20 protein-coding genes are annotated in these 25,054 nt (G+C 64.2%); 2 read left to right on the forward strand and 18 right to left on the reverse strand.

The features are described from left to right. Positions 1 to 67 precede the first annotated feature (67 nt). The 5 genes from BUQ73_RS12255 to BUQ73_RS12275 form a co-directional block, all read right to left on the reverse strand. A complete protein-coding gene (locus BUQ73_RS12255; protein WP_079228163.1) occupies positions 68 to 2,158 on the reverse strand; it encodes an HlyD family efflux transporter periplasmic adaptor subunit in 2,091 nt (696 codons plus the stop codon). Continuing rightward, entirely contained in the window at positions 2,158 to 3,504 is a 1,347-nt protein-coding gene (locus BUQ73_RS12260; RefSeq protein ID WP_079228164.1) for an efflux RND transporter periplasmic adaptor subunit, read from the reverse strand. The genes BUQ73_RS12255 and BUQ73_RS12260 overlap by 1 nt, the downstream gene beginning before the upstream one ends. Continuing rightward, positions 3,501 to 4,253: an efflux RND transporter periplasmic adaptor subunit gene (locus BUQ73_RS12265; protein WP_079228165.1), complete on the reverse strand. Its 753-nt coding sequence runs from the start codon at positions 4,251 to 4,253 to the stop codon at positions 3,501 to 3,503. Before BUQ73_RS12265 ends, BUQ73_RS12260 begins: the two co-directional genes overlap by 4 nt. A gap of 248 nt (positions 4,254 to 4,501) precedes the next feature. Continuing rightward, positions 4,502 to 5,527 carry an ADP-glyceromanno-heptose 6-epimerase gene (rfaD, locus tag BUQ73_RS12270; RefSeq protein WP_079228166.1) on the reverse strand — a complete coding sequence of 342 codons (1,026 nt, stop codon included), beginning with the start codon at positions 5,525 to 5,527 and terminating at the stop codon, positions 4,502 to 4,504. 352 nt (positions 5,528 to 5,879) lie between these two features. Beyond that, a complete protein-coding gene (locus BUQ73_RS12275; protein ID WP_079228167.1) occupies positions 5,880 to 6,302 on the reverse strand; it encodes a hypothetical protein in 423 nt (140 codons plus the stop codon). A 407-nt stretch (positions 6,303 to 6,709) separates the two neighbouring features. Between BUQ73_RS12275 and BUQ73_RS12280 the strand changes: the two genes are divergently transcribed. Next, positions 6,710 to 8,905 carry a TonB-dependent receptor gene (locus BUQ73_RS12280; RefSeq protein ID WP_079228168.1) on the forward strand — a complete coding sequence of 732 codons (2,196 nt, stop codon included), beginning with the start codon at positions 6,710 to 6,712 and terminating at the stop codon, positions 8,903 to 8,905. 182 nt (positions 8,906 to 9,087) lie between these two features. Here BUQ73_RS12280 and BUQ73_RS12285 read toward each other — a convergent pair whose 3' ends face one another. The 13 genes from BUQ73_RS12285 to BUQ73_RS12345 form a co-directional block, all read right to left on the reverse strand. Then, positions 9,088 to 9,870, reverse strand: coding sequence for a cyclase family protein (locus BUQ73_RS12285; RefSeq protein WP_079228169.1), 783 nt, complete (start codon positions 9,868 to 9,870; stop codon positions 9,088 to 9,090). Continuing rightward, positions 9,861 to 10,853 carry an NAD-dependent epimerase/dehydratase family protein gene (locus BUQ73_RS12290; protein ID WP_079228170.1) on the reverse strand — a complete coding sequence of 331 codons (993 nt, stop codon included), beginning with the start codon at positions 10,851 to 10,853 and terminating at the stop codon, positions 9,861 to 9,863. The genes BUQ73_RS12285 and BUQ73_RS12290 overlap by 10 nt, the downstream gene beginning before the upstream one ends. Continuing rightward, positions 10,844 to 11,836: a fumarylacetoacetate hydrolase family protein gene (locus BUQ73_RS12295; RefSeq protein WP_079228171.1), complete on the reverse strand. Its 993-nt coding sequence runs from the start codon at positions 11,834 to 11,836 to the stop codon at positions 10,844 to 10,846. Before BUQ73_RS12295 ends, BUQ73_RS12290 begins: the two co-directional genes overlap by 10 nt. Next, positions 11,833 to 12,405: a cupin domain-containing protein gene (locus BUQ73_RS12300; RefSeq protein WP_079228172.1), complete on the reverse strand. Its 573-nt coding sequence runs from the start codon at positions 12,403 to 12,405 to the stop codon at positions 11,833 to 11,835. The genes BUQ73_RS12295 and BUQ73_RS12300 overlap by 4 nt, the downstream gene beginning before the upstream one ends. Positions 12,406 to 12,416: 11 nt before the next feature. Beyond that, on the reverse strand, positions 12,417 to 13,190 hold the full coding sequence (locus tag BUQ73_RS12305) for an SDR family NAD(P)-dependent oxidoreductase (RefSeq protein WP_079228173.1): 774 nt from the start codon (positions 13,188 to 13,190) through the stop codon (positions 12,417 to 12,419). After that, complete coding sequence (locus tag BUQ73_RS12310) at positions 13,187 to 14,377, reverse strand: MFS transporter (protein WP_079228174.1); 1,191 nt, start codon at positions 14,375 to 14,377, stop codon at positions 13,187 to 13,189. The genes BUQ73_RS12305 and BUQ73_RS12310 overlap by 4 nt, the downstream gene beginning before the upstream one ends. Next, positions 14,367 to 16,871 (reverse strand): efflux RND transporter permease subunit, encoded by a 2,505-nt coding sequence (locus BUQ73_RS12315; RefSeq protein ID WP_079228175.1) that lies wholly within the window; start codon positions 16,869 to 16,871, stop codon positions 14,367 to 14,369. Before BUQ73_RS12315 ends, BUQ73_RS12310 begins: the two co-directional genes overlap by 11 nt. 3 nt (positions 16,872 to 16,874) lie before the next feature. Next, entirely contained in the window at positions 16,875 to 17,936 is a 1,062-nt protein-coding gene (locus BUQ73_RS12320; protein ID WP_079228176.1) for a WD40/YVTN/BNR-like repeat-containing protein, read from the reverse strand. Between the two features lie 52 nt (positions 17,937 to 17,988). Further along, positions 17,989 to 19,356: a DUF1329 domain-containing protein gene (locus BUQ73_RS12325; RefSeq protein WP_079228177.1), complete on the reverse strand. Its 1,368-nt coding sequence runs from the start codon at positions 19,354 to 19,356 to the stop codon at positions 17,989 to 17,991. Between the two features lie 14 nt (positions 19,357 to 19,370). Continuing rightward, entirely contained in the window at positions 19,371 to 21,041 is a 1,671-nt protein-coding gene (locus BUQ73_RS12330; RefSeq protein WP_079228178.1) for a DUF1302 domain-containing protein, read from the reverse strand. 88 nt (positions 21,042 to 21,129) lie between these two features. Then, positions 21,130 to 22,254, reverse strand: a complete 1,125-nt coding sequence (locus BUQ73_RS12335) for an FAD-dependent oxidoreductase (protein ID WP_079228179.1) — start codon at positions 22,252 to 22,254, stop codon at positions 21,130 to 21,132. Positions 22,255 to 22,393: 139 nt separating this feature from the next. Beyond that, complete coding sequence (locus BUQ73_RS12340; RefSeq protein ID WP_079228180.1) at positions 22,394 to 22,741, reverse strand: Rieske (2Fe-2S) protein; 348 nt, start codon at positions 22,739 to 22,741, stop codon at positions 22,394 to 22,396. Positions 22,742 to 22,744: 3 nt separating this feature from the next. After that, positions 22,745 to 23,686, reverse strand: a complete 942-nt coding sequence (locus tag BUQ73_RS12345; RefSeq protein ID WP_079228181.1) for a VOC family protein — start codon at positions 23,684 to 23,686, stop codon at positions 22,745 to 22,747. 275 nt (positions 23,687 to 23,961) lie between these two features. Between BUQ73_RS12345 and BUQ73_RS12350 the strand changes: the two genes are divergently transcribed. Continuing rightward, a complete protein-coding gene (locus BUQ73_RS12350) occupies positions 23,962 to 24,900 on the forward strand; it encodes a LysR family transcriptional regulator (protein WP_027916890.1) in 939 nt (312 codons plus the stop codon). Positions 24,901 to 25,054: the final 154 nt, after the last annotated feature.

Here is a 25,054-nt window from a genome sequence, read left to right on the forward strand (position 1 = left end):
CAAGCGTAGTCGGAAAATTCCATTTTGGTGCACGTGGGGAACGAGCGGCCTGCGCGGCTGCTTGCCGTCAGAACCCGCTCTCGCGCCACGCCACCGCCATCAGCCAGGTGCCCAGTTCGCCCAGCACACTGCGCCGTTGCCCTTCGATTTTCAGCTTGCCCCGTGTTTCGTGAAGTGTGGCCGGAGGTTCATCCAGCGCGATCAGTACCTGGAACACGGCATTGCTCGGCACCAGAGGTTGCGACCCGGTCGGTACCGGCCCGCCGAAATGCGAAGACAGCATGCGGTGTGTCAGTTGATTGGCACGGGTGCTGCCGATGGCCAGGACCTTGCCGTGCAAGGCGCTGGCCTGCCCATCGGGGTAGAAGCGCACGGGGTTGCCGACGGCCAGGTGGTGCACCTGGTCCTGGGCCACGTAGGCATCGATCTGCCAGTGGCTGGGGTCGATCAAGATACCCAGAGGCTCCTGGCGGTTGACCCACTGGCCCGGCAGCCAGTCCGGATCGCGGTCCAACCACAGGCCGGCGAACGGCGCTTGCAGGTTGAGGCGGGCGATCTCGCTGCGGGCGGCACGGGCCTCCTCGTTCTGCACGCTCAAGCGTTGCTGGGTAGCGGCGTCCACGCTCAACCCGGCCGGGTCGGCCAGCAGGCCAGACAGGCGCGCCTGGTAGCTGCGGGCGGTGGCTTCGCTGCTGCGCATGCGCGAATCCAGGTCGGGCTCGTCGAGCACCGCCAGCACCTCGCCGGCCTTGACCTGGCCTTGTGCGCGCAGGCTTTGCAGGCGCGCAGGGTAGGGCGTGTAGACCCGCAGTTGCTGTTCGGCGCGGGCCACGCCCACGGCATCCACCTGGCTGTGCCAAGGGACCGCCAACGCCAGTACAACCAGCCCCAGGCACACGTAGAACAGTTGTTTGCGCCGTACCGGAATGCGCGCGCGATGCTGCCACCAGTGGCTCAGCTCACGCTTCACCGGCAAGGCGATGAACCAGGCGATTTCAACCATGAACAGGACGATCCCCAGCAGTTTGAAGAAGAACAGGTACACCGCCACGGCGATGCCCAGGAACAGCACCAGGCGATACAGCCAGGTGGCAAAGGCGAATGCCACCAGCAACCGCCGCTGGCCATTGGGGAATGGTTCGGGCCAGGCTTCTTGCATGCCCAGCAGGCTGCGCCGCAGGGCGACCCTGGCCAGCGCCGAGGCGCGTTCGTGCAGGTTGGGGAAGTCGAGCAGGTCGCTGAGGATGAAATAGCCGTCAAAGCGCATGAACGGGCTGGCGTTGAGCGCCAGCGACAGCACCCAGCTGGTGGTCGCCAGGTACAGCAGTGCATTGCGCAGGGCGCCGTCATCGCACAGCGCCCAACCCAGGGTCGCCAGCCCCGCGAGGGACAGTTCGGTGGCGATACCCGCCGAGGCGATCGCCAGGCGCTGACGGGGGCGCTTGAGCTTCCAGCTTTCGCCGGTGTCGGTATACAGCATCGGCCACAGCACCAGGAAGGCCACGCCCATATGCCCGACTCGCAGCCCCAGCCGCGTAGCGACCAGGGCATGGCCAAGTTCATGCAAGGTCTTGGCGACGGCCAGCGCCAGGGCGAAGCTCAGCAGGCCCTCGCTGGAGAACGATTCCACCACCGCATGGGTGAAGCTGTCCCATTGCTGCATGACCAGGACGATGCCCAGCAGGCTTAGGCCAACCACCAGCAGCCCGGTCAGCGGATGGAACAGCCAGCCCAGTGCCTTGGCCAGGTGCTGCAGCGCCACTTGCGGACGCAGCAGCGGAATGCGGAAGAACAGGTAGTGGTGCAGCCACCAGCGCCAGCTCGACCAGGTGCGTGCCTCGCTTTGCGCCTGCAGCCGGCTGAGTTGCTCGCTGCCCGGGCGTAGCAGGTGGTGCTGCTCAAGGAATGCGCGCAGCTCCAGCACTTGTTCCACATCAGGGTTGAGCGCGCTGTCGCGTGACACTTGTTCGCTGATCTGGCGTGGCGACTGGCCCCAGCGCAACAAGCACTCGAACTCCAGCCAGCCGATGCGATAGAAGCGGTTGACCACCGTGTCGTGGATCATCCAGGCCGGCTCGCCGGCATTGTTGTCGGCGGCCTCGCACAGGCGCAGGTCCTCGCGTAGCGGCGGCAGCGGCAGGTCGGCAGGGTCGAGCATCACCAGCCACTCCAAGCACGCAGGCTGGCCAACGGCCGGCGCAGCAGGTAGTAGCCGAGCATGACCCGGCCGCCATGCAGCTTGGCGGTGCCGTGCAGGCCAAGCCGAGCGTGTTCTGCCTGTTCGTCGATGCTTGCCAGCAGGCGGTAGGCCACCACGCCGTCGTCCGCCGGCCTGGCTTGGTAGCTGGTTTCGAGGATCTTGCCGCGCAGCGGGCTGAGCGGGTAGGCGGTGAGGAACAGCGTGACCTCGGCGCCGGGCTCAAGGGCAATGGCGTCGGCCACGGCCAGCTGGATCTGCATGGCCGGTTGCGCCGGGTCGGCTACCTGCATGATGCGCTCGCCGGTCGACACCGGCTTGCCGAGCCAGTCGTTGGGGTCGCTGAACACCGCCACCCCGGCCCGTGGCGCCAGTACCTGGGTGCGCAGCAGCTGCGCCTGCACTGCTGCCAGTTCGGCCCGGCGCTGCTGGGCGCGGCCTTGCAGCAAGGTCAGCTCGCCCTGGCTTTGCGGGTTGTCGAAGGCGCGCTGGCTGGCGGCTAGCAGTTCGGCATCGGCCACCGCAACTTCCTTGGCGAGCACATCGGCACGGCTGCGCAAGGTGGTTTCATCAAGGCTGAACAGTGGTGTGCCTGCTTCCACCGGCTGGTTGGGGCGCACGTGCACCTGGCTGATCACCCCGTCGATCGGCGAGCTGACGATCTGCGCCTGGCGCGAGACGATCTGCGCCGGTGCCAGGGCGCTCTGGCGTACTGGCACCAGTAACAGCCCGGCGAGCAGCAGCACGGTCAGCAGCACCTGGCGGCGGCTGGGGCGCCAGCGGCCAAGGCGCTGACGACGGGTCAGCGCGCTCCAGCAATAGGCCCAGGTGCGGGTCAGGCCGTCCAGGTGCTGGTACAGCGCCGCCGGCGGGGCCTCCTCCAGCAGCAGCACCAGCAGCCCCAAGCGTTCACCGGCCGGGGTGTGCAGCGGTATGCAGCAAAGGCCGGCAGGCCACCACTCGGCCCAGCCCTCGGCGATGTCAGGCGGTGGTGCAGCCGTGGCCTCGGTCAGCCAGACGGGCTTTTCATCGCTCAGGTGGCTGGCCAGCCAGCGGCTGGCACGCTTGAGCCAGACCAGGTAGGGCGAGTCTTCGCTGGGACGCGCAAGGCCAGACACGCACAGCAGCTCGAGCCCGCCCTTGCCTTGCCGCCAGACCAGCGCCTGGTGGAAGGGCAGCAATGGGTAAAGATCGTTGGCCATGCTGAACGCCAGGGCATTCAACGACTCGGCGGCCATGGCTTTGTCTCGCAGGGCGTCCAGCTGCAACAACAGCTGTGGGTGGGGCAGAGGCTGGTTCACGGTCATGGCGCAAACCGCGCCGTGCCGCTCATGCCCGCCATCAGCTCAGGAAAAGCCTGGTCGAAGCGTGCTTCCAGCTCTACGGTCTGCGCCACTGCGTCGACCCTGGCATTGATCACGCTGATCTTGGCCGGGTAGGTCTTGCCAGTTTCGTGCACTTGCACTTCCAGCGGCTGGCCCGGGCTGAGGGTCTTGAGCTGACTGGAAGGCACGTTCAAACGTACTTTTAGGGCGCCATCGCTGACCAGGTCGAACAAAGGGGTACCGGCGCTGACGGTCTGGTAAGGCTTTACGTAGACCTTGGCGACATGGCCGGAGAAGGGTGCCTGCACCAGGCAATAACTCATCTGTGCTTCGCCCATGGCGCGGGCGCCGTCGGCCTTCTGGACTTCGGTGTTGGCTGCTGCCACCTCGATATCGCCCACTGCATCGAGCTTGCGCAGTTGCTTCTTGGCTTCCAGGTTCTGCCGGGCCATGGCCAGTTCGGCTACCGCCACCTTGCCCCGCGCCTGTGCCTCATTGCAGTTGAAGCGGGCGAGGGTGGCGCCTTTGGCGACCCGTTCGCCAAAGCGGGTCTTCAGTTCACCCAAAGTGCCGTTCATCTGGCTCGACAGGGTGGTTTCCAGCTCGGCTGCGAGCAGTACGCGAATCGGTGATGAGCCGTCGGCCGGAACCTCCTGTTCGGCGTGGGCGGTAAGGCAGGTCAAGGCCACAAGCAAGGGCAGGCTATGACGGGCAAAGCGAGGCATGGGCATTCTCGGTTCCTTCTCGAGAGACGTCGGGACGCACGACTAAAACGCTGCAACGCATTAATACTAGAAAGGAATTTGCACTTTGCCCAATGACATGAAAAAGCAGGGGTTTGGCAGTTTCCAGGCATGAGTTCACAGGCGCCAAGCATAACTACACTAAATGACTTTTTAGTGTAGTTATCGCTAATAACCAACCAACAAATAGCTATGAATGAGCTGAAAATACCCGAATTGTGTAATTCCTCGCAATATTAAGCCACTTGCTTGATTGGGGAAGGCGGCGACCCCTGGATACCTTGCAACCAGTCGCAGTAACGTGCCACACCTTGCTGGACTGCCAAAGTGGGTGCCGTGTAACCGACAGCGCGCAAGCGCCTCAGGTCGGCACAGGTGTAACACTGGTACTTGCCACGCAAATGTTCAGGAAATTCGCCGTACTCCAGAATGCCTTCCAGCAAGGCCATTTCAAGTGACAACGTGGGTTGGCCTTGCCGCTCGCGCAGCCGATTGATCACAGCCAAGGCCACATCATTGAATGGTTGGGCGCGGCCACTGCCAACGTTGAAGATGCCACTCAGCTGCGGGTGATCGAGGAAGAACATGTTGACCTTGACCACGTCTTCAACAGAGACGAAATCACGCAGATGGCCACCGTTCGGATAATCGCCATAACTGCCAAACAGGCTGACTTTGCCGTTGGCCTGGTACTGGTTGAAGCAGTGCAGGGCCACAGACGCCATGGCGCCTTTATGCTGTTCGTGGGGCCCGTAGACGTTGAAATAACGCAAACCGACGATCTGGCTACGTGCAACCGACAGCTGCCGACGTACCTGTTGATCGAACAGGAACTTTGAATAGCCATAGACATTCAGCGGGCGCTCACATTCGCGCTGTTCACGAAAGTCCTGTCCGGCGCCGTAGACGGCTGCCGACGATGCATATAAAAGCGCGATCTGCTGTTGCTGGGCAGCCGCCAGCAGCTCACGACTGAACCGGTAGTTGTTATCCATCATGAAACGACCGTCAGCTTCGACGGTGCTCGAGCATGCGCCTTGGTGCAGCACGGCGCGCACCTTGCCGAACTGGCCACGGCTGAAGCGCTCGAGAAAATCGTCCTTGTCCAGGTAGTCCGAAATTTCGCTGCAGGCCAGGTTGCGAAATTTGTCGCCATCGGTCAGGTCGTCGACGGCGATGATTTCGGTTTCATTGCGATGGTTGAGCGCCTGAACAAGATTGCTACCGATAAAGCCCGCGGCGCCAGTTACGATAATCGTCATGCCATTTTTCCCCGTGAGGGTGCGGAGCCCGCATTTTAATCAAGGGGATTTGCGCAGACGTTAACCTCGGTCAACGAATGGACGGGTTTTCGATTTCAGGGGGCTAGTCTGGCTTGAAATCTGACTGCCCACGGTACAAGCCTTAAATACGAATGTGCGCATAATGCATATTATGTTAAATTGCGTATTTGGATAACGTCACTTCTTTAGACCTTTTCAGCAATCACCGGCATCGTTGTCAGCATTCACCGAACCCTTGCGCTCTCAGCCGTTTAGCACCGCTTCCGAACCCAAACTTTGAGGAAGTCAAAGTTGCTGCACGACGATTGATGCGCGTACGGTGAAATCCGTTTCACATTAAACAATAGAATTCGCCAAGCTCTGCAACGATCTTGCCCGTGGCATCGTACAAACGTGCCTCAGGGTTCAGGGCAATCGAGCGAGCCTCCAGCACATAGCGTTGCCCTGCCGTGAATTGAGCGTAACTGACCGTCAGGTAACAAACGCGTACCGACGGGCCGCCCAACATACTCATGCCACCACCACCCGAAGTTTCATAATCGAACCTCACGAGCAAGTCGTGCCTGCCAGGGGAAACCTGGAAGAAACGCCCATCATCCAGGCGCTGCTTGTCCAAGCGCTCGGCCAGCAGCAGGCGGTCGTTGGGGAACGGTATCGACAGGTCGACCCAGGCCATTTCGGGATTGGCTGCTGGCATAGGGGCCTGGCAGCCGGCTACAACACTGGCTGCAATAAACAGCATTATCCTGCGCATGATCGGAACCTCGAGGATTGATGTATTCAGAATAGCCACAGGACTTGCCGGGAAATCCAGCTAAAGTCCAGCAAGACATTCAGGACGATGAACCTCAAGCGCCAGGCTTCACGGCATAGGCTTGGCAACTGCTCCGGGCAAGCGCACTGTCTGTCCCCTACTCTTTTTGCTCTGGTCCAGTCCACCTGCTCCGCCTTGTGAACCCGCGGCGGCGGGCTCATGTCTCTGCCCGCACGATGAGCTTGAGCATGGCCTCCAACCCGTCTAGTACAAGGTCGCAACCTGCCGTTGCAGTCAGTGGGTGTACATACCACCTAGGTATGACTGCGAATGAGAAATCTTATCTTTAGTAAATGTAACAATTTGTATAGCATGCACGGCTCATTTTTCCGTGTAGATGCTTCTCAATGTCGTCCGCCATACCGCCACGCTTGATTCTGCTTCCTTGTCTGCTAACCGGCTCACTGATCGCTACAGCTCAAGCTGCCGAACCGTCAACCGAAGGCCCCGTGCTGGCGCTTCCATCCACTACCGTGGAGGCTGATCGCGAAGCACAACTGCAAACCCTGGAGCTTCCTTCCTACAAGCTCACCGCTCCCCTGATCGATACGCCTCGCTCCATTACCGTTATTCCTCAGGAAGTTCTCAAATCAAGCGGTGCGACGACATTCACCGACGCCCTGCGCACAGTGCCCGGCATCACATTCCTGGGTGGCGACGCTGCGGCCAACCCTTCTGCTGACCGCCCAGTGATTCGCGGCTTCGAATCGCGCAATTCGATTTTTGTAGACGGCATGCGTGATACCGGCGTGCAAAACCGCGAGACCTTCGATGTAGAGCGCATCAGTATCATCAAGGGCCCAGACTCGGTGTATGCCGGCCGTGGTGCCGTCGGTGGCAGCGTCGACATCGAGACCAAGGCACCCAAAGCACAAGACTTTCTGGATGCCAGCGTCGGCATGGGCACCGATGCCTACAAGCGCACCACGCTTGATGTGAACCGCGTTATTGATCAAAGCACGGCATTTCGCCTGAATGTCATGGGGCACTATGCCGACCAGCCGGGGCGTACCGATGTGTTCAGCAAACGTTGGGGGGTGGCGCCGTCTATTACCTTCGGGCTGGGTGAGCCAACCACGGTCACCTTTGGCTACTACCACCTCTCGACCCACGACATGCCTGACTTCAGCGTGCCGTTCCGCTCCACCGGTGGCACGCCTGCCTCGGAATTCAAGCGCAAGGATTTCTATGGCCTGAACGACCGCGATTACCGCCGCGGCCAGACCGATAGCGGCCAAGTGCGTATCGAGCACGAGCTGGACGATGACTGGAAGGTCAGGAACACCACCAGCTATGGCCGCTCGACGCTGGACTACATCGCCACCAACCCGCAATTCTTGAAGGGGTCGACGGATGTCATTCAGCTACAGGCCAAAAGCGGCAAGTACGCCACCAACACCCTGGCCAACCAGACCGAACTGACCGGTTCGCAAACCTTGTTCGGGCTGGACAGCAAGCTGACCACGGGTATTGAGCTGAGCCACGAGAAAAGTCTGTATGAAGGCTATCTGGTCACAGACAGCACCGGTGCCAACATTCGCGGTGGCGGCTCCTGCTCCGTGGTGGGCAACTGCACCACCATCGGTGGCTGGGATCCGGATACTGACTGGACTGGCAGCGCCACGCTCAATGGCGACAGCTTCCCGGGCAACCCCATCTACACGACTACCAACATGGCATCGGCCTACGCCTTCGACAGCCTGGCGCTGTCGGAGAAATGGCTGCTCAACACCGGTGTGCGCCTGGATTACTACAACACCCGGGTGCATCAAAGTGGCGCGGATAATCTGCAGAACATTGCCAACCTGTTCAGCTACCAGGTGGGGCTGGTCTACAAGCCCATCGATAACCTGAGCCTGTACACCTCTTATGGTACTTCGGCCAACCCACCTGGAGCCAATGGTGGTACAGGGGGCGGCAACGACCAGTTGACCGCGACCAATGACGACCTGTCGCCGGAGCGAAGCCGCAACATCGAAGTGGGTGCCAAATGGGATGTTCTGGATGGTCGCCTTTCGCTGACTTCGGCGCTCTTCCAGACCGACAAGACTAACGCGCGTGTCAGTGATGGCCTTGGTGGAATCGAGAATGCCGGCTCCCAACGTGTACGCGGCGTGGAATTGGGTCTGGCCGGCGAGCTGACACCGCAATGGCGCGTGTTTGGCGGCTACTCCTACCTCAACGCTGTCACCACCGATGCAGGCGATGCAAACGACTCATCCTCTGGATTGCCAATGGTCATGGTGCCCAAGCACAACCTGACTCTCTGGACTTACTACGATGTGACGCCGAAATTGACGTTGGGTACCGGCGTAAAAGCCTCTAGCCTGGTTTATGCGTCGGTGAGCGACACTACGCGCAAGTGGACGCCTGGGTATGCCGAGGTTGACGCAATGGCTTCCTACAAATTCTCCAAGTCAATGGACGTCCAGCTGAACCTCAAGAATCTGTTTGATCGGCAGTACTTCGCGTCGGCCTACCCAATCTATGCGACCTGGGCAGAAGGTCGCTCGGCCCAGGTCACTCTGAACTTCCATTACTAAACGAGCAACAGCCGTACCGAGATAGTCCCAGGCGCGAGGCCTGGGACTACCTTTGCAACATTCGTCCGCACCACGACGCGTTAGCTCCCCAGACTATTGGCGGAGAAAACCGCTCATCCTTCGATGAGTGACAGCTGTCGACCCACCATGGAAAGCGGTTTTACGCAGGCGCGGAAGACCCGTTACTCCAAAATCGCCACGGCCCGGACAAAACCTGCCGAAGCATGACGGATCTTGTACGGGAAGCAACTGACCAGAAACCCATATGCCGGCAACTGCTCCAGATTGGCCAGCTTCTCCATCTGTCCGTACCCGATATCGCGCCCGGCCTTGTGCCCCTCCCAGATAAGCGAGGCATCGCCGGTTTCACTGAAGCGTTCGCGGGTGTACTTGAACGGGGCGTCCCAGCTCCAGGCATCGGTGCCAACCACCCTCACCCCTCGCTCCAACAGGTACAGCGTCGCCTCGCGCCCCATGCCCACCCCGGCCTCAAGGTAGCCAGGCTGGCCGAACAGGCTACCCGCTCGGGTGTTCACCAGCACGATGTCCAACGGCTGCAATTGGTGACCGATACGTACAAGTTCGGCCTCGACTTGCGCCGCCGTGACCACGTGACCATCCGGCAAATCCCGAAAGTCCAGCTTCACCCCCGGCTGCAAGCACCACTCCAGTGGCAGCTCATCGATGCCGAAGGCCGGCTTGCCGCCGTCGGTTGTCGATGCGTAGTGCCAGGGCGCATCCATGTGAGTACCGCTGTGGGTAGTGATCTGCAGGCGCTCCGCCGCCCACGACTCATCACCCGGCAGGTCTTCCTTGCGCAGCCCGGGAAACATCGCGGCCATCTCCGGCCAACCCTGCTGGTGGTCCATGTAGTCGATCTTCGGCAGCAGGGGCGGCGGATCTGTGTAGGGGTTGTTGTCCAGGGTTACAGACAGGTCCAGCAGGCGACGTGTGTTCAAGGCCATGAGAGGACTCCTTTGCGGCTGGCGACGCAGCGGTTGCGACGGGATGGCAAGTCGAGGGCATTGCGTAGCAGCCCGGCCACCGATCCGTCATGGCAGAAGCCCAGTTCGCGAGCCTGGGGGCTGCGCAGTGGCGGATAACGGCCGAACAGGGCTTCGAGCTGCGGGTCCGGGTCGAAGGCGATACGCGCGAGGTTGTCCGCGCCAAAACTGTCCGCCAGGCCGGCCAGCACCTGGGCGATGGACAGGTGCAGCACCGGCAGTTGCCAGATGCGCTGGCTGCCAAGGTCTTCCAGCTCTGCGGCGCGCAGCAAGTTGTCCACGCAGCAGCGCGCAGACATCCACCAGGCACAGGCTCCGGGAGATACCGGACAGGTGTAGGCCTCCCCTGCCACATAGGCATGCAGCAGGTCGCTCATGAACGCCGAGCGCAAGCCATTCGGCTCGCGCGGTCGGGCGACGATGCCAGGCAGGCGCAGTGCGCGACCATCCACTTCGCCGCGTCGGGCCAGATCCTGCAAGGCGATTTCCACCATGCGCTTGTGCGCTGCATAAGACAGTTGCGGTGACGCCGGCTGGCCTTCGTCCATGCGAGCTGGCAACTCACCGCCGTACACCGCGACGCTGCTGGCATACACCAGCACCGGTGGGCAATTGAGGTTGCGCAACTGGTTGAGCAGCTCGAGGCTGGCTTGCAGGTTCACCTGGTAACCCAGTTCGTACTGCGCCTCGGCAGCACCGCCCGGCACGCTGACCAGGTGGAAGATCACATCCACGCCATCTGCCAGCGCCCGGCGCAGCAAAGCCGCGTCGGTGATGCTGCCGTGGTGACGACGCAGGCGTGCATCCTCGGGCAGGCCGTCCAGTGCCTGGTCCAGCACCAGCAACGCTTCGATCTGCCGCCCGCGTACCTCGCCGGTCTCCAGCAAGCGCCGCACCAATAGCCGCCCGACAAAGCCATTGGCACCGGTGACCATCACACGCATGGCCAGCCTCCCTGGACCACGCGCTGGTCGATGGCGCCGAACAGCACCTCGCCCCCCGGCCCGCGTGCCTCCATCCGCACCCGGTCGCCAAAGCGCATGAAACCCGTGCGCGGCGCACCGGATGCAAGGGTTTCGATGGCGCGGCGCTCGGCAATACACGCCGAGCCCACGCTGCGATCGGCGTTGGAAACGGTACCGGAGCCCACCAGCGTGCCGGCACTCAAGCGCCGGGTCAGCGCCGCGTGGGCAATCAGCTGATGAAAGCCGAAGTGCATGGCGCCGCCATAGGGATGACCAAACCACTCGCCATTCCACTGCACCTGCAGCTCAAGGTGCACCCGGCCGTCGCGCCAGGCTTCGCCGAGTTCATCCGGGGTGACCGCCACCGGCGCAAAACTGCTGGCCGGCTTGGCCTGGAGAAAGCCGAAACCGGTCCTCATCTCCCGCGGGGCCAGGGCCCGCAGGCTGACGTCGTTGAGCTGCAAAACCAGGCGCACATGCTGCAAGGCCTGCTCCGCCGGGCAGCCCATGGGCACGTCTTCGAGCAGCACGGCGAACTCACCCTCGAAATCGATGCCGTGGGCCTCGCTCGGCAAAGGGATGTCCGCGCACGGCCCGAGGAAGTCGTCGCTGGCGCCTTGGTAGATCAGCGGGATGTGCTCGACGCCTTCGATCGGGTCGAGGTTGAAGGCCTTCTGCATCAGCTCGCCATGGCTGAGGAAGCATGAGCCGTCCAGCCATTGGCTGGCCCGTGGCAAGGGCGCGGCCAGCTGCGCCGGGTCGAGGTCGAAAGCGTCTGCGGCCATGTTATCGTTGAGCCGCTGGTACAGCGCCTGCAAGCGGGCTTCGACCTGGGGCCAGTTCTCCAGGGCAACCTTCAGGCTCCCGGCGATATCGCTGGCATCGACCGCACGCTCAAGGTCACGCGCCACCACCAGCAGGCGGCCATCGCGGCTGCCGTCGTTTAGCGATGCGAGCTTCATGGCAGCAGCTCCTGCAGGTCATCGGCATAGCGCCCATCGAGCAGGATGAAAACCATCCGCGCCATCTGCTCGCTGCGGTTGCTCCAGGCGTGGTTGGTACCGCGCTGGACCACGATGTCGCCACGCTTGAGGTGGACTTCACCATCGTCCAGTACCAGCCAGACCTCGCCCTCGGTGACGATGCCGTAGTCCAGTGTCTGGGTGCGGTGCATCAGTTTGTGCCTGGAGTCCGACTTGCCGGTGCCGGCACTGGCCTCGCCGATTTCGGCGAAGGCAGCGGCCGCCTCCTCGGCACTGACCTGGTTCTGCACGCTGTCCGGCGGTATGTCCACCACGCGAATCACACTGCCCAGCGGGCCAGGGCTCAGTTGCAGCGGCTGCGCGGTCGGGTCGTCGCCGTTATCCAGCAGCGCCGGGCTGCCGACGCTGTTCCACACTTCGTAGAACAAGGTGCCCGGCACCGCCTTCAGCGGGAAGTTGTTCGGCGTCGGGCCACAACTGGCGACGACCGCCTGACCTTCGGCATCGTGGCCGGTGACCACACGTTTGAATGCAGGAAGCGATTGCATGCTGTCTCCTTTCAATTGCCGTCGCCGATGGTCGTACCACCGTCGACAATAAGATTCTGTCCGCTGATGAATGCACCGCCGGGAGCGGCCAGCAGCAGTGCCAGGGCCGCCACCTCTTCGGGGCGCCCGACCCGGCGCAACGGCGTCAGCGCCAGGCGCCGTTGCAAGACATCCGGGTTATCCGTCAATGGCCGGGCAAACTCGGTCTGGATGACGCCGGGGCTGATGGCATTGACACGAATGTTCGCCGGCCCCCACTCCACCGCCAGGTTGCGCGCCAGTTGTGCAAGACCGGCCTTCGACAACCCATACAGGCCCAGCCCCTTGTTGCCGCGCACACCGGCGATGCTGGCCATCAGCACCACGCTGCCACCACCGCCCTCGGCCATGGCCGGCAGCAATGCAGTGGTCAGCCATACGGCGCTGCGCAGGTTGACGCTGAAGGTCAGCTCCCAATCGGCGTCGCTGGCCGTGGACAACGGCCCAAGGTGCGGCGCGACGCCTGCGTTGCACACCAACGCGTCGAGCCCTCCGAGATGCGCCAGGCAATGATCGGCCAAGACCTGTGCCGCTTGGGCTTCGCGCAAGTCAGCCACCAGGGCGATGGCCTCGATGCCCTCTTGCGCCAGCTGTGCCACGGCCTGCGTGCAAGCCTCGGCAGATTCGCTGCTGATGGCGATACGCGCCCCCGCACGCCCGTACTCGCGGGCAATGGCCAGGCCGATGCCACGGGTGGCGCCAGTGATGAGGGCGGTCTTGCCCGCCAGGGAAAACCATTCGCTCATGGTGCACCTATCCTTACCGCTGCACGCTGGTGACGCACCAACGACAGGCATGCTGGCGCCAGCGCCAGCTGACCGAGGGCAATCACCAGCAGCGCATGCGGCAGCTGCATTGCCATGCCGGCCATCAGTGCCAGCACCAGCAAGGGGCTGATGAACTCACCCGCGAAAATCGCCGCGGTGAACCCGCCCGTGGCGCGGCCTCGCTGGTCAAAGCCGACCTGCTGCATCACCCGGGTGATCAGGGTCGGCAACAACAGCCCCACACCCAGGCCATTGACCAGCACCGCCAGCACCACCGGCGCATAGCCGCTCGCCAGCGCCAGCAGGCCGCCACCAAACCCCGCCGTGGCAAAGCCCAAGGCCAGCAGACGAGCGACCGGCAAGCGCGCCAGCAAGCGGAAGGCCAGGGCACCGGCCAGCACGCCGAGCTGGTTGGCGCCCATGGCCAGGCCGACCTGCCGGGGCGCATCGACCTGCAGCAGTTGCAGCACGTAGCCGGCCTGTACCGGGACGATGAACAGGCTGACACCGGCCAGCGAGGTCAGCAGGTACAACGGCGCCAGGGCGGCCCATGGGAAACGCGGCTGCGCCGTCGCTTCGGCTGCGCGATAGCAGGCGTGCGGCTCCCACAGCAGCGCGGCCATCAGCGGCAAACACAGCACGCCCACCGCGTAGAGCGTGAACGGCGTACGCCAGTCGCTCTCACCCAGTGCGCCGCCCACGCCCATGAACAACGCTGCCGACAACGAGGTGACCACCATCTGCAAGGCGAACAACCGCGCCCGACGCTGGCCATCGAAGTAATCGCCCATTAGCGTGGTGCAGCAGGTCATGATGCCGGCTTCGGCCAGGCCGATGCCGGCGCGGCTGGCGACGATCAGGCCCAGTGAGTCCAGCCACAACGGCAACATGCCGCACAGGCTGTAGAGCAACATGCTCGCCAGCAGCAGCGCCCGCCGTCCCATTCGGTCGGCCAGTACCCCGGCCAGCGGTGCCAGCACGGCGATCACCAGTGCCGGCAGGGTCAGCGCCACCGGCACCAGCACGGCAACGCCCGGTGTCTCGGCAAAATGCGCATGCATGCGTGGCAGCACCGGTGCGATCAGCACCGCGCCCAGCACGGGCAGGCAACTGCCGAACAGCAACAAGGCGGCCTGGGGGCTTGCGGCGGTACGTTCAGCGGCCATGACTGATCTCCTTGAGCGGGCGCAAGCGGGCACCCTGCTCCACCGTTGCACCCGCGTGCTCGTGCTGCCTCGTCGTATGTTCATACGTCGGCAATGCTGGATGGCGCTCCGGATCCGCGCGCACCTGACGCTGCGGCAAGAGGAAGTAAGCCAGCGCCGGCAACAAGATCAACGCGCCGACCATGTTCCAGACGAACATGAAGGCCAGCAGCACACCCATGTCGGCCTGGAACTTGATCGGCGAGAAGATCCAGGTGCCGACGCCGATGGCCAGGGTGATGCCGGTGAGCATCACGACCTTGCCGGTGAACAGCAGCGCACGGTAGTACGCCTGGGACAAGCTCGCGCCCTGGCGCAACTGGGCCAGGACGATGCTCATCACGTACAGCGCGTAGTCCACGCCGATGCCGACGCCCAGGGCGATCACCGGCAGGGTCGCCACCTTCACGCCGATGCCCAGGGCAACCATCAACGCTTCGCAGAGGATCGAGGTCAACAGCAGCGGCAGTACCGCGCACAGCACCGCGCGCCAGGACCGGAAGGTCACCAGGCAGAGCAGGATCACCGCGCCGTAGACCCACCAGAGCATGTCGCGGTTGGCCTGTTTCACCACCTGGTTGGTGGCGGCCTCGATACCGGCGCTGCCGGCAGCCAGGAGGAAACTGGCCTGCTCGCTGTCGTTGGCCTTGGCAAAGCCCTGGACGCTGTCCACTACCCGTGCCAGGGTGTCGGCCTTGTGATCGGTGAGGTAGGTGTAGAGTGTCAGCAGGCTGCAGTCGTCGTTGTACAGCCCGCGAGGGGCGCCCGCGGTAACCATGTTCAGGGTCGCCTGGTTGTTGACCAGGTCGTACCACTTCGGGCTGCCTTCGGAGAGGCCGACCAGCACTCGGCGGTTGAGCTGCGCCAGCGAGTTGGTCGAGTCCACGCCCTGCAGGCCACGCAACTGCCAGTCCAGGTCATCCACGCGTTTCAAGGTGTCATAGGCCGAGCAGCCACCAGGGGCGGTGCGCACCATGACCGCAAAGACATCGCTACTGGCGCCGTAGTGCCGGGTGACGAACGCGTTGTCGCGGTTGTATCGCGAATCGGCGCGCAGCTCGGGGGCGCCGGCATCGAGGTCACCGACCTTCAGGTGCAGGCTCACGGCGTAGCCTCCGCCAGCCATCAGTGCGGCCACGGCGATGCACGCGGCAGCCCAGCGGCGGCGAGTGAACAGGTCGAGGAAGCGCCACAGCGCCTGCTTGCGTGCCCCCCTGGCATCGCCCTCTTCGGCACGCAGGCTGCGCTGCGCCGCACGGCCGCTGACGCCCACGTAGGAGAGCAGCACCGGCAGCAGGATCAGGTTGGTGAAGATCAACACCGCCACGCCCAGGCTGGCGATCACCGCCAGGTCCTGGATCACCTGAATCTGGATGATCATCAGCACGGCGAAGCCCACGGCATCGCACAGCAGCGCAGTGAGCCCGGCCAGGAACAGCCGGCGGAAGGTGAAGCGCGCCGCCACCAGGCGATGCATGCCGCGGCCGATATCCTGCATGATGCCATTCATCTTCTGCGCGCCGTGGCTCATGCCGATGGCGAACACCAGGAACGGCACCAGCACCGAGTAGGGGTCGAGCTCATAGCCGAGCAATGGCAGCAGGCCGAGCTGCCAGATCACCGCCACCAGCGAGCACACCACCACCAGCGCGGTACTGCGCACGCAACGGGTGTACCAGTACAGTACACCGGCGGTGATGGCGATGGCGGCGGCGAAGAACAGCAGGATCTGCTGCAGCCCGTCGATCAGGTCGCCGACGACCTTGGCGAAACCACTGATGTGGATCTCCACACCCTGCGCCTGGAAGCGTTCGCGCAAAGTCTCCAGCTCATGGGCGAAGGCCGAGTAGTCAAGCGCATGGCCGTCCGGGGTATTTTCCAGCAGCGGCACGTAGAGGATGCTCGAGCGCTGATCGAAGGCCACCAGCTGGCCGACCTCGTTGGAACGCTCGACGTTGCGCTTGAGCGCCTCCAGGCTGGCGGCAGCGCCATCGTAGCCATCAGGAATCACCGGGCCGCCTTCCAGGCCTTCCTCGGTCACGCCGGTCCAGCGGGTGGACGGGGTCCACAACGACTTCATCGCCGCACGGTCGACCCCCGGCAGCAGGTACACCGCGTCGTTGAGCTGCTGCAGACTATGCAGGTAGTCCTTGTCGTAGATGCTGCCACGCGGGTTGGCTACCGCGATACGCACGGCGTTGCCCAGGCCGGCCAGTTCCTGGCGGTGTTCCAGGTAGTTGTGGATGAACGGGTGATCGCGCGGGATCATCTTCTCGAAGCTGGCGTTGAGGGTCAGGCGCGAAGCCTGCCAACCGAGCAGCAGGGTCGTTGCCAGGCACAGCAACAACACCAGCGCACGGTGGTTGAACAAGGCACGTTCCAGCAGCGAACCGGACGTGCTGTCGAAGTCGTCGAGACGGCCGCTGGACGGCGCAGGAGAATTCATGGGGTGCATGGCTCAGTCCGTCGTGGTGGAAAGGGAGGAAGGTTCCAGGCGGCGCGCGCCGGCCATGCCGACGGCAACGATGGCACCGTCGGCGGCGGCGGTGGCGGCAGTCAGTGGCAGGCCATCGGAGACCGCCACAGGCTGCGCGGCAAAGCGCTCCAGGCCACTGCGCAGCAGCATCCCCGCCTGGTTGGCGAGCAACAACTGGCCACCCGCGACGCGCATGGCATTGAGCGATGCCGGAACCGGGTTGGCCAGCGCCTGAAGGATGTCGCCACCGTCGTCGGAAGCGAACAGCGAACCGCGCAGGCCGCCGACCAGCAGGCGGCCGTCGGGCAACACGGCGGCAGCGAAGTAGCTACCGTCGTACGGGCTTCGCAGCGCGTCGAAATGCTCACCGCCATCGCGCGAGCGCAATAGCAGGCCCTGCTCGCCGGCGACGTACAGGTTGGCGCCCTGGCGGGCCAGTGCGTAAAGGTGCAGCCCGCGCCGATTCGGCAACAGGCCCATCGCCGACTGCCAGCTGCGCCCACCGTCGGCCGTGCTCATGGCCAGGCCATAGGCGCCCACGACCAGGCCGTGGCGCGCATCGGCGAAGCTCAGCGCGAGCAGCGGCTTGTCCGCGCCATCGGCCTGCAGCCGTTGCGCCGCCGCGAGGCGGCCTTCGTCAGCGGACGCTGACGCTGCCTGCACCTCCAGGGCGGCAGCGCGCTTGCCATCGAGTTGCATGCCCCAGTGCTCGCCGCCATCCTCGCTGTGCAACACCACGCCAGCGTGGCCGACCGCCCAACCGTTGCGCTCGTCGACGAACTGCACAGCGGTCAGGCTGACGCTCACCGGCACGGCCTTGGCCTGGCGCCAAGTCGCGCCGTTGTCGTCGGAAAGCAGCACCACGCCACGCTCGCCCACCGACACCAGGCGCGTGCCGGCACGGGCCACGTCCTGCAGCACCGCATGCAGGGCCTGAGGGCCCTGCACCGCGGGCTGCGCGAGTACATCCACACTACCGCCGGCGAAGGCCGACGGCAGCCCGCAACAGGCTGCCAGCAGCCAGCCGTAGAGCATCTTGTTCATCGCACGCAACCTTTTGTTCTTGTAGTGGGTACCGCGGGCGCAGTGCGCCCGCTCAGCGCACGCCCTCGCCCGCCATGGCGTCGGCGGTGAATACCGAGTCCTTGTAGGGCGGCACGATGCGGTACTGCTCGTTCTTGCCGGCGAACAGGTCCCCGGCGAACCAGGCACCGGAGAGCAGGTCGTAGAAGCCGTTGGTCAGGGTCACCACGCCTGGCAGGTCGGGCAGCACCACCGGCGAGGTCCAGACCACCTTGGCCAACTGGTCGCGCGCGTCGTAGCGCTCGCCGAGCACAGCCGCCCAGGTGTCCTCGTCGAGGTAATAAGTGCTGCGCGGCATCACGTGGCGCTGGCCATTCTTCAGGGTCGCCTCGACCACCCATACACGATGCAGCTCCCAGCGGATGGATTCAGGGTTCAGGTGATGCGGATCGAGCAGCGCCTCGGCGTTACTGGCAGTGAACACCTTGTTGGCGTTGTAGGGGATGTACATCTCCTTCTTGCCCACCAGCTTCCAGTCGAAGCGGTCAAGGCGACCGTTGAACACGTACAGCTCATCGAAACTCATGACGCCTGCGGTGGCCGGGGTCGGCGTGTCGCAGCAAGCATTGGGCAGACGGCGCACGCGGCGCTGGCCCGGCAGGTAGGTCCAGACCGCAGCTTTGTCGGCGTTGAGGTTTTCCAGGCCGGTGATGGCCTCGCCGGCGCGCAGTGGCGGGCCGTCGTTGGTCATGCGGATTGACCAGAACACCCCCTTGTCGCCACTGCCGCCAGGCAGGTACCAAGGCATCTGCAGGTCGGCGCGCGAGTCGTTGGTGAGCACGTGCTTGCCGTCGGCGGTGGTCAGGTACTGGTTGAAGCTGGCATGCCAGGACGCACCTCGCCAACGCAGCAGGTGGTTCCACATGGCTTCCACGCCGTTGGCCGGGATCGGGAACGGAATGCCGCCGCATGCGCCTTCAGGCATGGGGCCTGCGGGTCCGTCCACCAGTTTGCCGCTGGTGGCGTTGGCGAAGGTGGCGTCGTACACCGACTGTGGCGCGGCAGCGCTGCGGTGGGTCGGGTAGATATCGAGGCGGTAGCTGTCTGGGTATTTCTTCAGCATCGCCTGGATGCCCGGCGCCAGCTTGTTGGCGTACTGCGCCATGTTCTGCGCGGTGATGGTCAGCAGCGGCTTGTCGCTGGCGAACGGGTCACCACGCTTGCCGCCTTCCTTGTAGGCCGGGTCGGCCTTGGTGTAGCCACCGGTCCAGGCCGGTATGCTGCCCTCGGCATTGCCGGCGCGCTCGCCACCGAGCGGGGTCAGGCTGGTCTTGAGCGTGGCCGCCTGTTCGGCGGACACTGCAGCAACGGCGCCGTGGGCGAACAGTAGTGAGGCGCTCAGGGCAGTGAACAGGGAAACGACTTTCTTGTTGTGTTTCATCGGGTAGTCCTCGGTCAGAAGGTGCGGCTGACGGTGAAGGCGATGAAGTCGCGGTCTTTGAGCGACTGTTCGAAGGTGTAGTGGCTGTCGGCGTCGAGGAAGGTGTTCTCCGGGCCGTAGAAGTGCGTGTAGGTCAGGCCCAGGCTCCAGGTGTTGAGGTAGTTGCCCTTCAGACCGATGTTCAAATCGCCGCCATGGTCGGTGCCAAAGCCGGTGCCCAGCGCCATCGAGGCGCCGTTGGTGTAGCTCGCACCGATCGGCACCGACAAGTCGAGGCCGGGCAGGATCTGCCGGTACATCGGCTCGAACACCAGGCGCAGGCTAGTGGCGTCACGGTCGGCGTTGGGGTCAACGGCATCGGCGTTCTTGCTCACGCTCATCACCCGGTTCCAGGCGATTTCGCCAAGGAAGCTCGACTCGGCAGCGATGAAGTTCGGCTCTAGGCTGGCAAGCCAGGAGAAGTTGGCGTGCAGCGTGCGCCCGGTGGCGTACAGCGGGTTGTCGTCGTTGTCGATTGCCTCGCCCACGGCCAGCGCATGCTGGCTGGTAGAGGCCAGCGGCTGGTTCCAACGCGTGGACAACTCACCGGCGAGGTTGAAGTTGCCTACAGTGGTGGAGAAACTGGCACCGAAGGCCTCGATGCCCTCGGGGTAGACCCAGTAGAACTCGCCGGCCTTGCCGCTGACCGGGTCGAGGCTGGCGAAGTCCGGGCGCACGTTGAGCTGCGGCGACTTGTCGTGGAAGCGGATGGCGTACAGGCCCCAATCGACGGTCTCTGTGCGCCAGCGCAGTTGCACGCCACCCTGCCCCGAATCCTTGGCTTCCTTGTCGTTGCCGTGGAAGAACGCCAGGGGCTGGCCACCCGGGAACACCGGTGCGCCGACGAACATGCGCTCGGCGCCATCGCCGAAAAAGTCGTCTGTGGAAAAATAGCTGCCCGCCGCCGGTAGGCGGTTGGCCTCCCACTCGAACTGGTAGTAGGCCCCCACCGACACATCCGGCGTCAGTTGAAGTTGCCCGGAAATCTGCTGCACCGGCCGGATCAACTCCTTGAACTGCGTGTTGGGTACCGACAGGCCCTTGACCACATCCACCGGCGCCATGCCGCCGGCGATGCCGTTCATGCCGTAGAACAAGCTTTCGCCCCACTGCATGGCGTATTGGCCCAAGCGGCCGGACAGCGGCATGTCGCCGATCTCGGTCTTGCCGAAGATGAAGGCGTCGAGCAACTCGCCCTTGCGCCCGTGCAGGGTGCGGGTGTCGTCCGTAAATTCGTCATAGCCGACTGAATAGCTGTTGGCGCGGCTGGGGTCGTTATTGTCGGTGCCCCGGTTGTAGACATCGTCGTACCAGGCCGCACCACTGACCCGCGCGCCGACGTTGTGATAGGTGATGTCCAGCTCGGACAGCAGGTCGAGGCGATTGGAGATCAGACCCTTGTCGAAGTTGCGGTCACCATCGTCCAGGTTCAGCGCGGTCTGCCCTTCGGTGAGCTTGCTGCTGGCGTCCTGGGTGCGCCAGGCGGCGCTGTATTTCAGCGTATTGTCCCAGCGCACCCGCAGGTCGGGGTTGCCGGTGTCGAATTCGAAGGCCTGCGCCTGGCTTGCAGCCAGCGCGACAAGCGCCAGGCTGAGGGGCTTGAGTGCCGGCACTGGCCGTGCGAATGCACCTTTGCGAGTCAACATCGGGGTTTCCTCTTTCTTGTTCTTGTGCGTAGGTGTTGGCGTAAGCGATGGCGCGCCGAAAAGGCAGGGCGCGCCGGGTACGGGGGAATCAGATCGGCTGCGCGGTGACCTCCAGCATCCGCTTGACCAGGCCGATGCGGTCGAACGACGGATCGCGCTGGACCTCCTTCACGCCGGCCAGCAAGGACATTTCGCTGATGAACTTGCAGCGCTCGAAACGGCGGCCCATGAAGCGCTGCAACTGCGCATCGAGGCTGCCGTCGGTGGTGAGTTCCTCGGCCAGGACCACGGCATCCTCGATGGCCATGCCGGCGCCCTGCCCTAGGTGCGGCGTGGTGGCATGGGCGGCATCACCTATCAGCAGTACGCGGCCGCGGTACCAGGGTTCGTCAACGAACACCGCCTCCAACGGCTTGTAGACGACCTCGGCGCTGTCATCGATGAGCTCGCGCAACTCGCCGATCAGCCCACCAAAACCGGCCAGGCGCTGGCGCAGGTCCTGCGCCAGGGTGGCGGGCTCCATCCAGGGGTTGCCGGGCTCATGCGAGGTGGTGAACAGGTACATCAGGTCGTCGGCCAACGGCACAAGGCCAGCGTTGCCCGATGGCCCCTGGTAGTTGGCCAGATGGTCGATGCCGGCGGTCCGCGGGAAGTTGTAGCGCCACACCGACTGGCCGGTGAAGCGCGGCTGGTACTGGTCGCCGAACAGCAAACCGCGCACCTTCGAGAACAAGCCATCGGCGCCGACCACCAGCCCGTAGCGGCCTTGGCTGCTGTCGCTGAACAGGACATCCACGCCGCTGGCATCCTGCTCGAAGCTTTCCACCGAGGTGCCCAGGCGCACCCGCGTGCCGAGTTCGATGGCGGTTTCGCTCAGCACCTTGTGCAGGGCGCGGCGCGAGATACCGACGTTGGCCGGATATTGCGGGCCGGCCAGGCGCTGGCCGGGGATGCGCGCCAGCTGCTGCCCTTCGGTGGTGTAGATGGCCACGTCTTCGAAGGCGTAGGCCGCATCGAGGTAGGCTTCGAGCAGGCCCAGGCGGTGCATCTCGCGCACCACGTTGCTCTGCTGGATGATGCCGACCCCGTAGACGGTCCACTCGGTCTTCAACTCGACCAAATCGACGGCAATGCCCTTGCGGCGCAGTGCGATGGCAGCGCACAGCCCGCCAATCCCGCCACCCACGATCAGCACGTTGTTCACAGTATTCATGGCATGTCTCACGTCTTGTTCTTGTTGTCCGCCCCGTCATGCGAGGCGACCGTTTCCTGTGCCTGGGCACAGCTTCCCGGCTGTGCCGGGCGTTGACCAATCGCGTCGCGGGATGCGACCTATCGCGCGGCGCGATAGGTCAGCGTTCGAGCTGCACCAGCGGCAATAGCAACCAGCCGTCCACTTCCTTGTGCACCAGCACCTGCAAGGCCTCGCCACGGCAGGGGCCGTGGACGCAGGCGCCGTCCTCGGGCCGGAAGCGCGCACCGTGGGCATAGCACACGACCCACTGGCCATCGGCACTCAGAAAGCGATCCTTGCGGTACTCCAACGGCACCAGCAGGTGCGGGCAGAGGTTGCGGTAGACCCTGACCTGGCCCCGGTGGCGCAGGGCGAACAAGCTGTCTGCGCCTGTGCCCTGCGGGTCAAAGCCGCGCGCCTGGCCTTCGCCCAGCGCATCGAGCCGGCACAGCGCCACGCAACCCATGCTTCAACCCTGCTTCGGCGGTGGGCCGCTCGGTGCCCATTTCTCCCGCGAGGTGAACAGGAACAGCTGCGAGTTGTCGGCCGACATCGGCGCCTGCCGCGCCGCCCACTCGTCATCGTGCTTGTCCATGTCGGCGTCGTACTCGATGTGGCAGCCCAGCGGGCTGTTGAAGTACCAGAACCAGTTGGAGCCCAGCAGGTGCCGGCCTGGCCCCCAGAAGCTGGTCCAGCCGTTCTGCTGGAAGCGCGTGCCAGCCAACAGCACCTCGGTGCCGCTGCCCATGTGGAAGGTGAAGTGCTCGCAGCCCTGCATGTGCGGCGGCGTCTGGATCATGAACAGGCAGTGGTGGTCGTCCATGCCGGCTGTGCGCATGAACGGGCCGACGCCGATGAAGCTGTCGGTGGTGACGAAGCCCAGGCGGTCGCGATAGAACGCTTCGCCCTTGGCCGCGTCGGGCACGAAGTACACAACGTGGGACAAGGTGCGTGGCAGGGCCGGCATGTCTGGAGCGATGCCCAGCTGGTTGAGCGGGCGCTGCGGCGCGCTGCCAGGGGCATTGGTGAGGTCGGCCGGCGCTTCGAAGGCGCGGCGGCAGGTCACCTGGAAGGCGATGGCGAAACCCAGGTCATCGACGGTATGCAGCGCGCCGCCGGCGTCGCGGTGCACCGTGCGGTCACGGCCCAGTTCGTCGGCGATCGCCTCCAGGTCCGTCGCGGCGGCCACGCCGTAGATGGTTTCACGCAGCGACGGCGTAGGGCCCAGCGCTGGCGGCAGGCTGCTGTCGTCGCCGCGGCGGATGATGATCGCGGTGCCGTCCAGCGCCTCGAACCGGCCGCCGTCGGCGTCCAGTTGAACGGCTTTCAGGCCATAGTCACGCAGGCAATCGGCACAGGCCTGGATATCGTCGACGCCGAATACCAGCGCGTCGAGACCAAGAATGTTCATGGCTACCACTCCATTGAAATTGTTATTCGGCGAGGCAGGGTCACCGGTAGTGGGTCGCAGCGGCATGGCGGCCGTTCGACTGGAGCGCAGATTGCTCGGTGGTGGGTCGGGGTGACCAATCGCGTGTCGGGATGCGAGGCATCGGCAATCGCGATACCTGTGCGCCAGCCCATGGCGCCTGGCGTTGGCTGGCTGCAGAAGGGGAAGGTATTGACGTATCGGTAATCCAGCGGGAAGGTATCGCGAAAATAACTACAAGAACCGAGAGCTATCACATGCGCTTTCACCACCTTGATCTGAACCTGCTGGTTGCCCTGGACATCCTGCTCGATGAGCAGAACATCACCCGCGCTGCCGAGCGCCTGCACATGACCCAGTCGGCCACCAGTGGCGTACTCGGCCGCTTGCGGACCTTCTTCGAGGACGAACTGCTGGTGCAGGTCGGCCGCAAGATGCAGCCCACACCCTACGCCCTGGAGCTTGCCAAGCCGGTGCGCGAGGTGCTGCTGACCATTCGTTCGTCAATCACTGCCAAGCCGGTGTTCGAGCCGGCCAGCAGCAAGCGGCACTTCCGCCTGGTGGCCTCGGACTACCTGATCAGCGTGCTGTTCGCCCAGGTTCTCCAGAAAATCCACCAGCAGGCGCCGCACATCACCTTCGAAATGATCAGCCCCGGCGACGGCAGCGCCGAGCTGCTGATGCGCGGCGAGGTCGACATGATGATCGTGCCCGAGCGCTACCTGATCGACGGCCATCCGGCACAGCTGCTGTTCGAGGAAGACCATGTCTGCATGGTCTGGCGCGACAACCCCGAGGTCGGCGAGCAGTTGAGCCTGGAGCAGTACATGCAGATGGGGCACATCTCGGTGGGCTTTGGCCGCAACCGCCACCTGAGTATCGAAGACTGGTTCATGAACCAGTACGGCTTCAACCGCCGCCTGGAAGTGATCACCAACGACTTCAACACCTTGCCCCAGTTATTGGTGGGCACCCCGCGGATTGCCACCATGCACCGTCGCCTGGCCGAGCTGTACGCCGGCTACCTGCCCCTGCGCATCCTGCCGCCACCGGTGAAGATCCCGGTAATGCGCGAGTTCATGCTCTGGCACCGCAGCATGGAGGGTGACCCCATGCACCGCTGGCTGCGCGAGCGCATCAGCGAGTTCATCCAGCGCGCCGAGACGCAGCCAGGCGCCCTGCGCGCCACCGCCTGAACCGCCACCATCGCCCCGGCCACCGCAACGGTGCCGGGGCATCGCATTTCAAGATACCTCGCATCCCTTATCACGATTGGCCCCGCCCTGCCCGGCCTGCGTACCTTGCTTGCGAACTACGCCCTGCGTGCCTGCCGCAGTTGTGGGCGCAGTC

Source organism: Pseudomonas putida (assembly GCF_002025705.1).
Classification (GTDB): domain Bacteria; phylum Pseudomonadota; class Gammaproteobacteria; order Pseudomonadales; family Pseudomonadaceae; genus Aquipseudomonas; species Aquipseudomonas putida_J.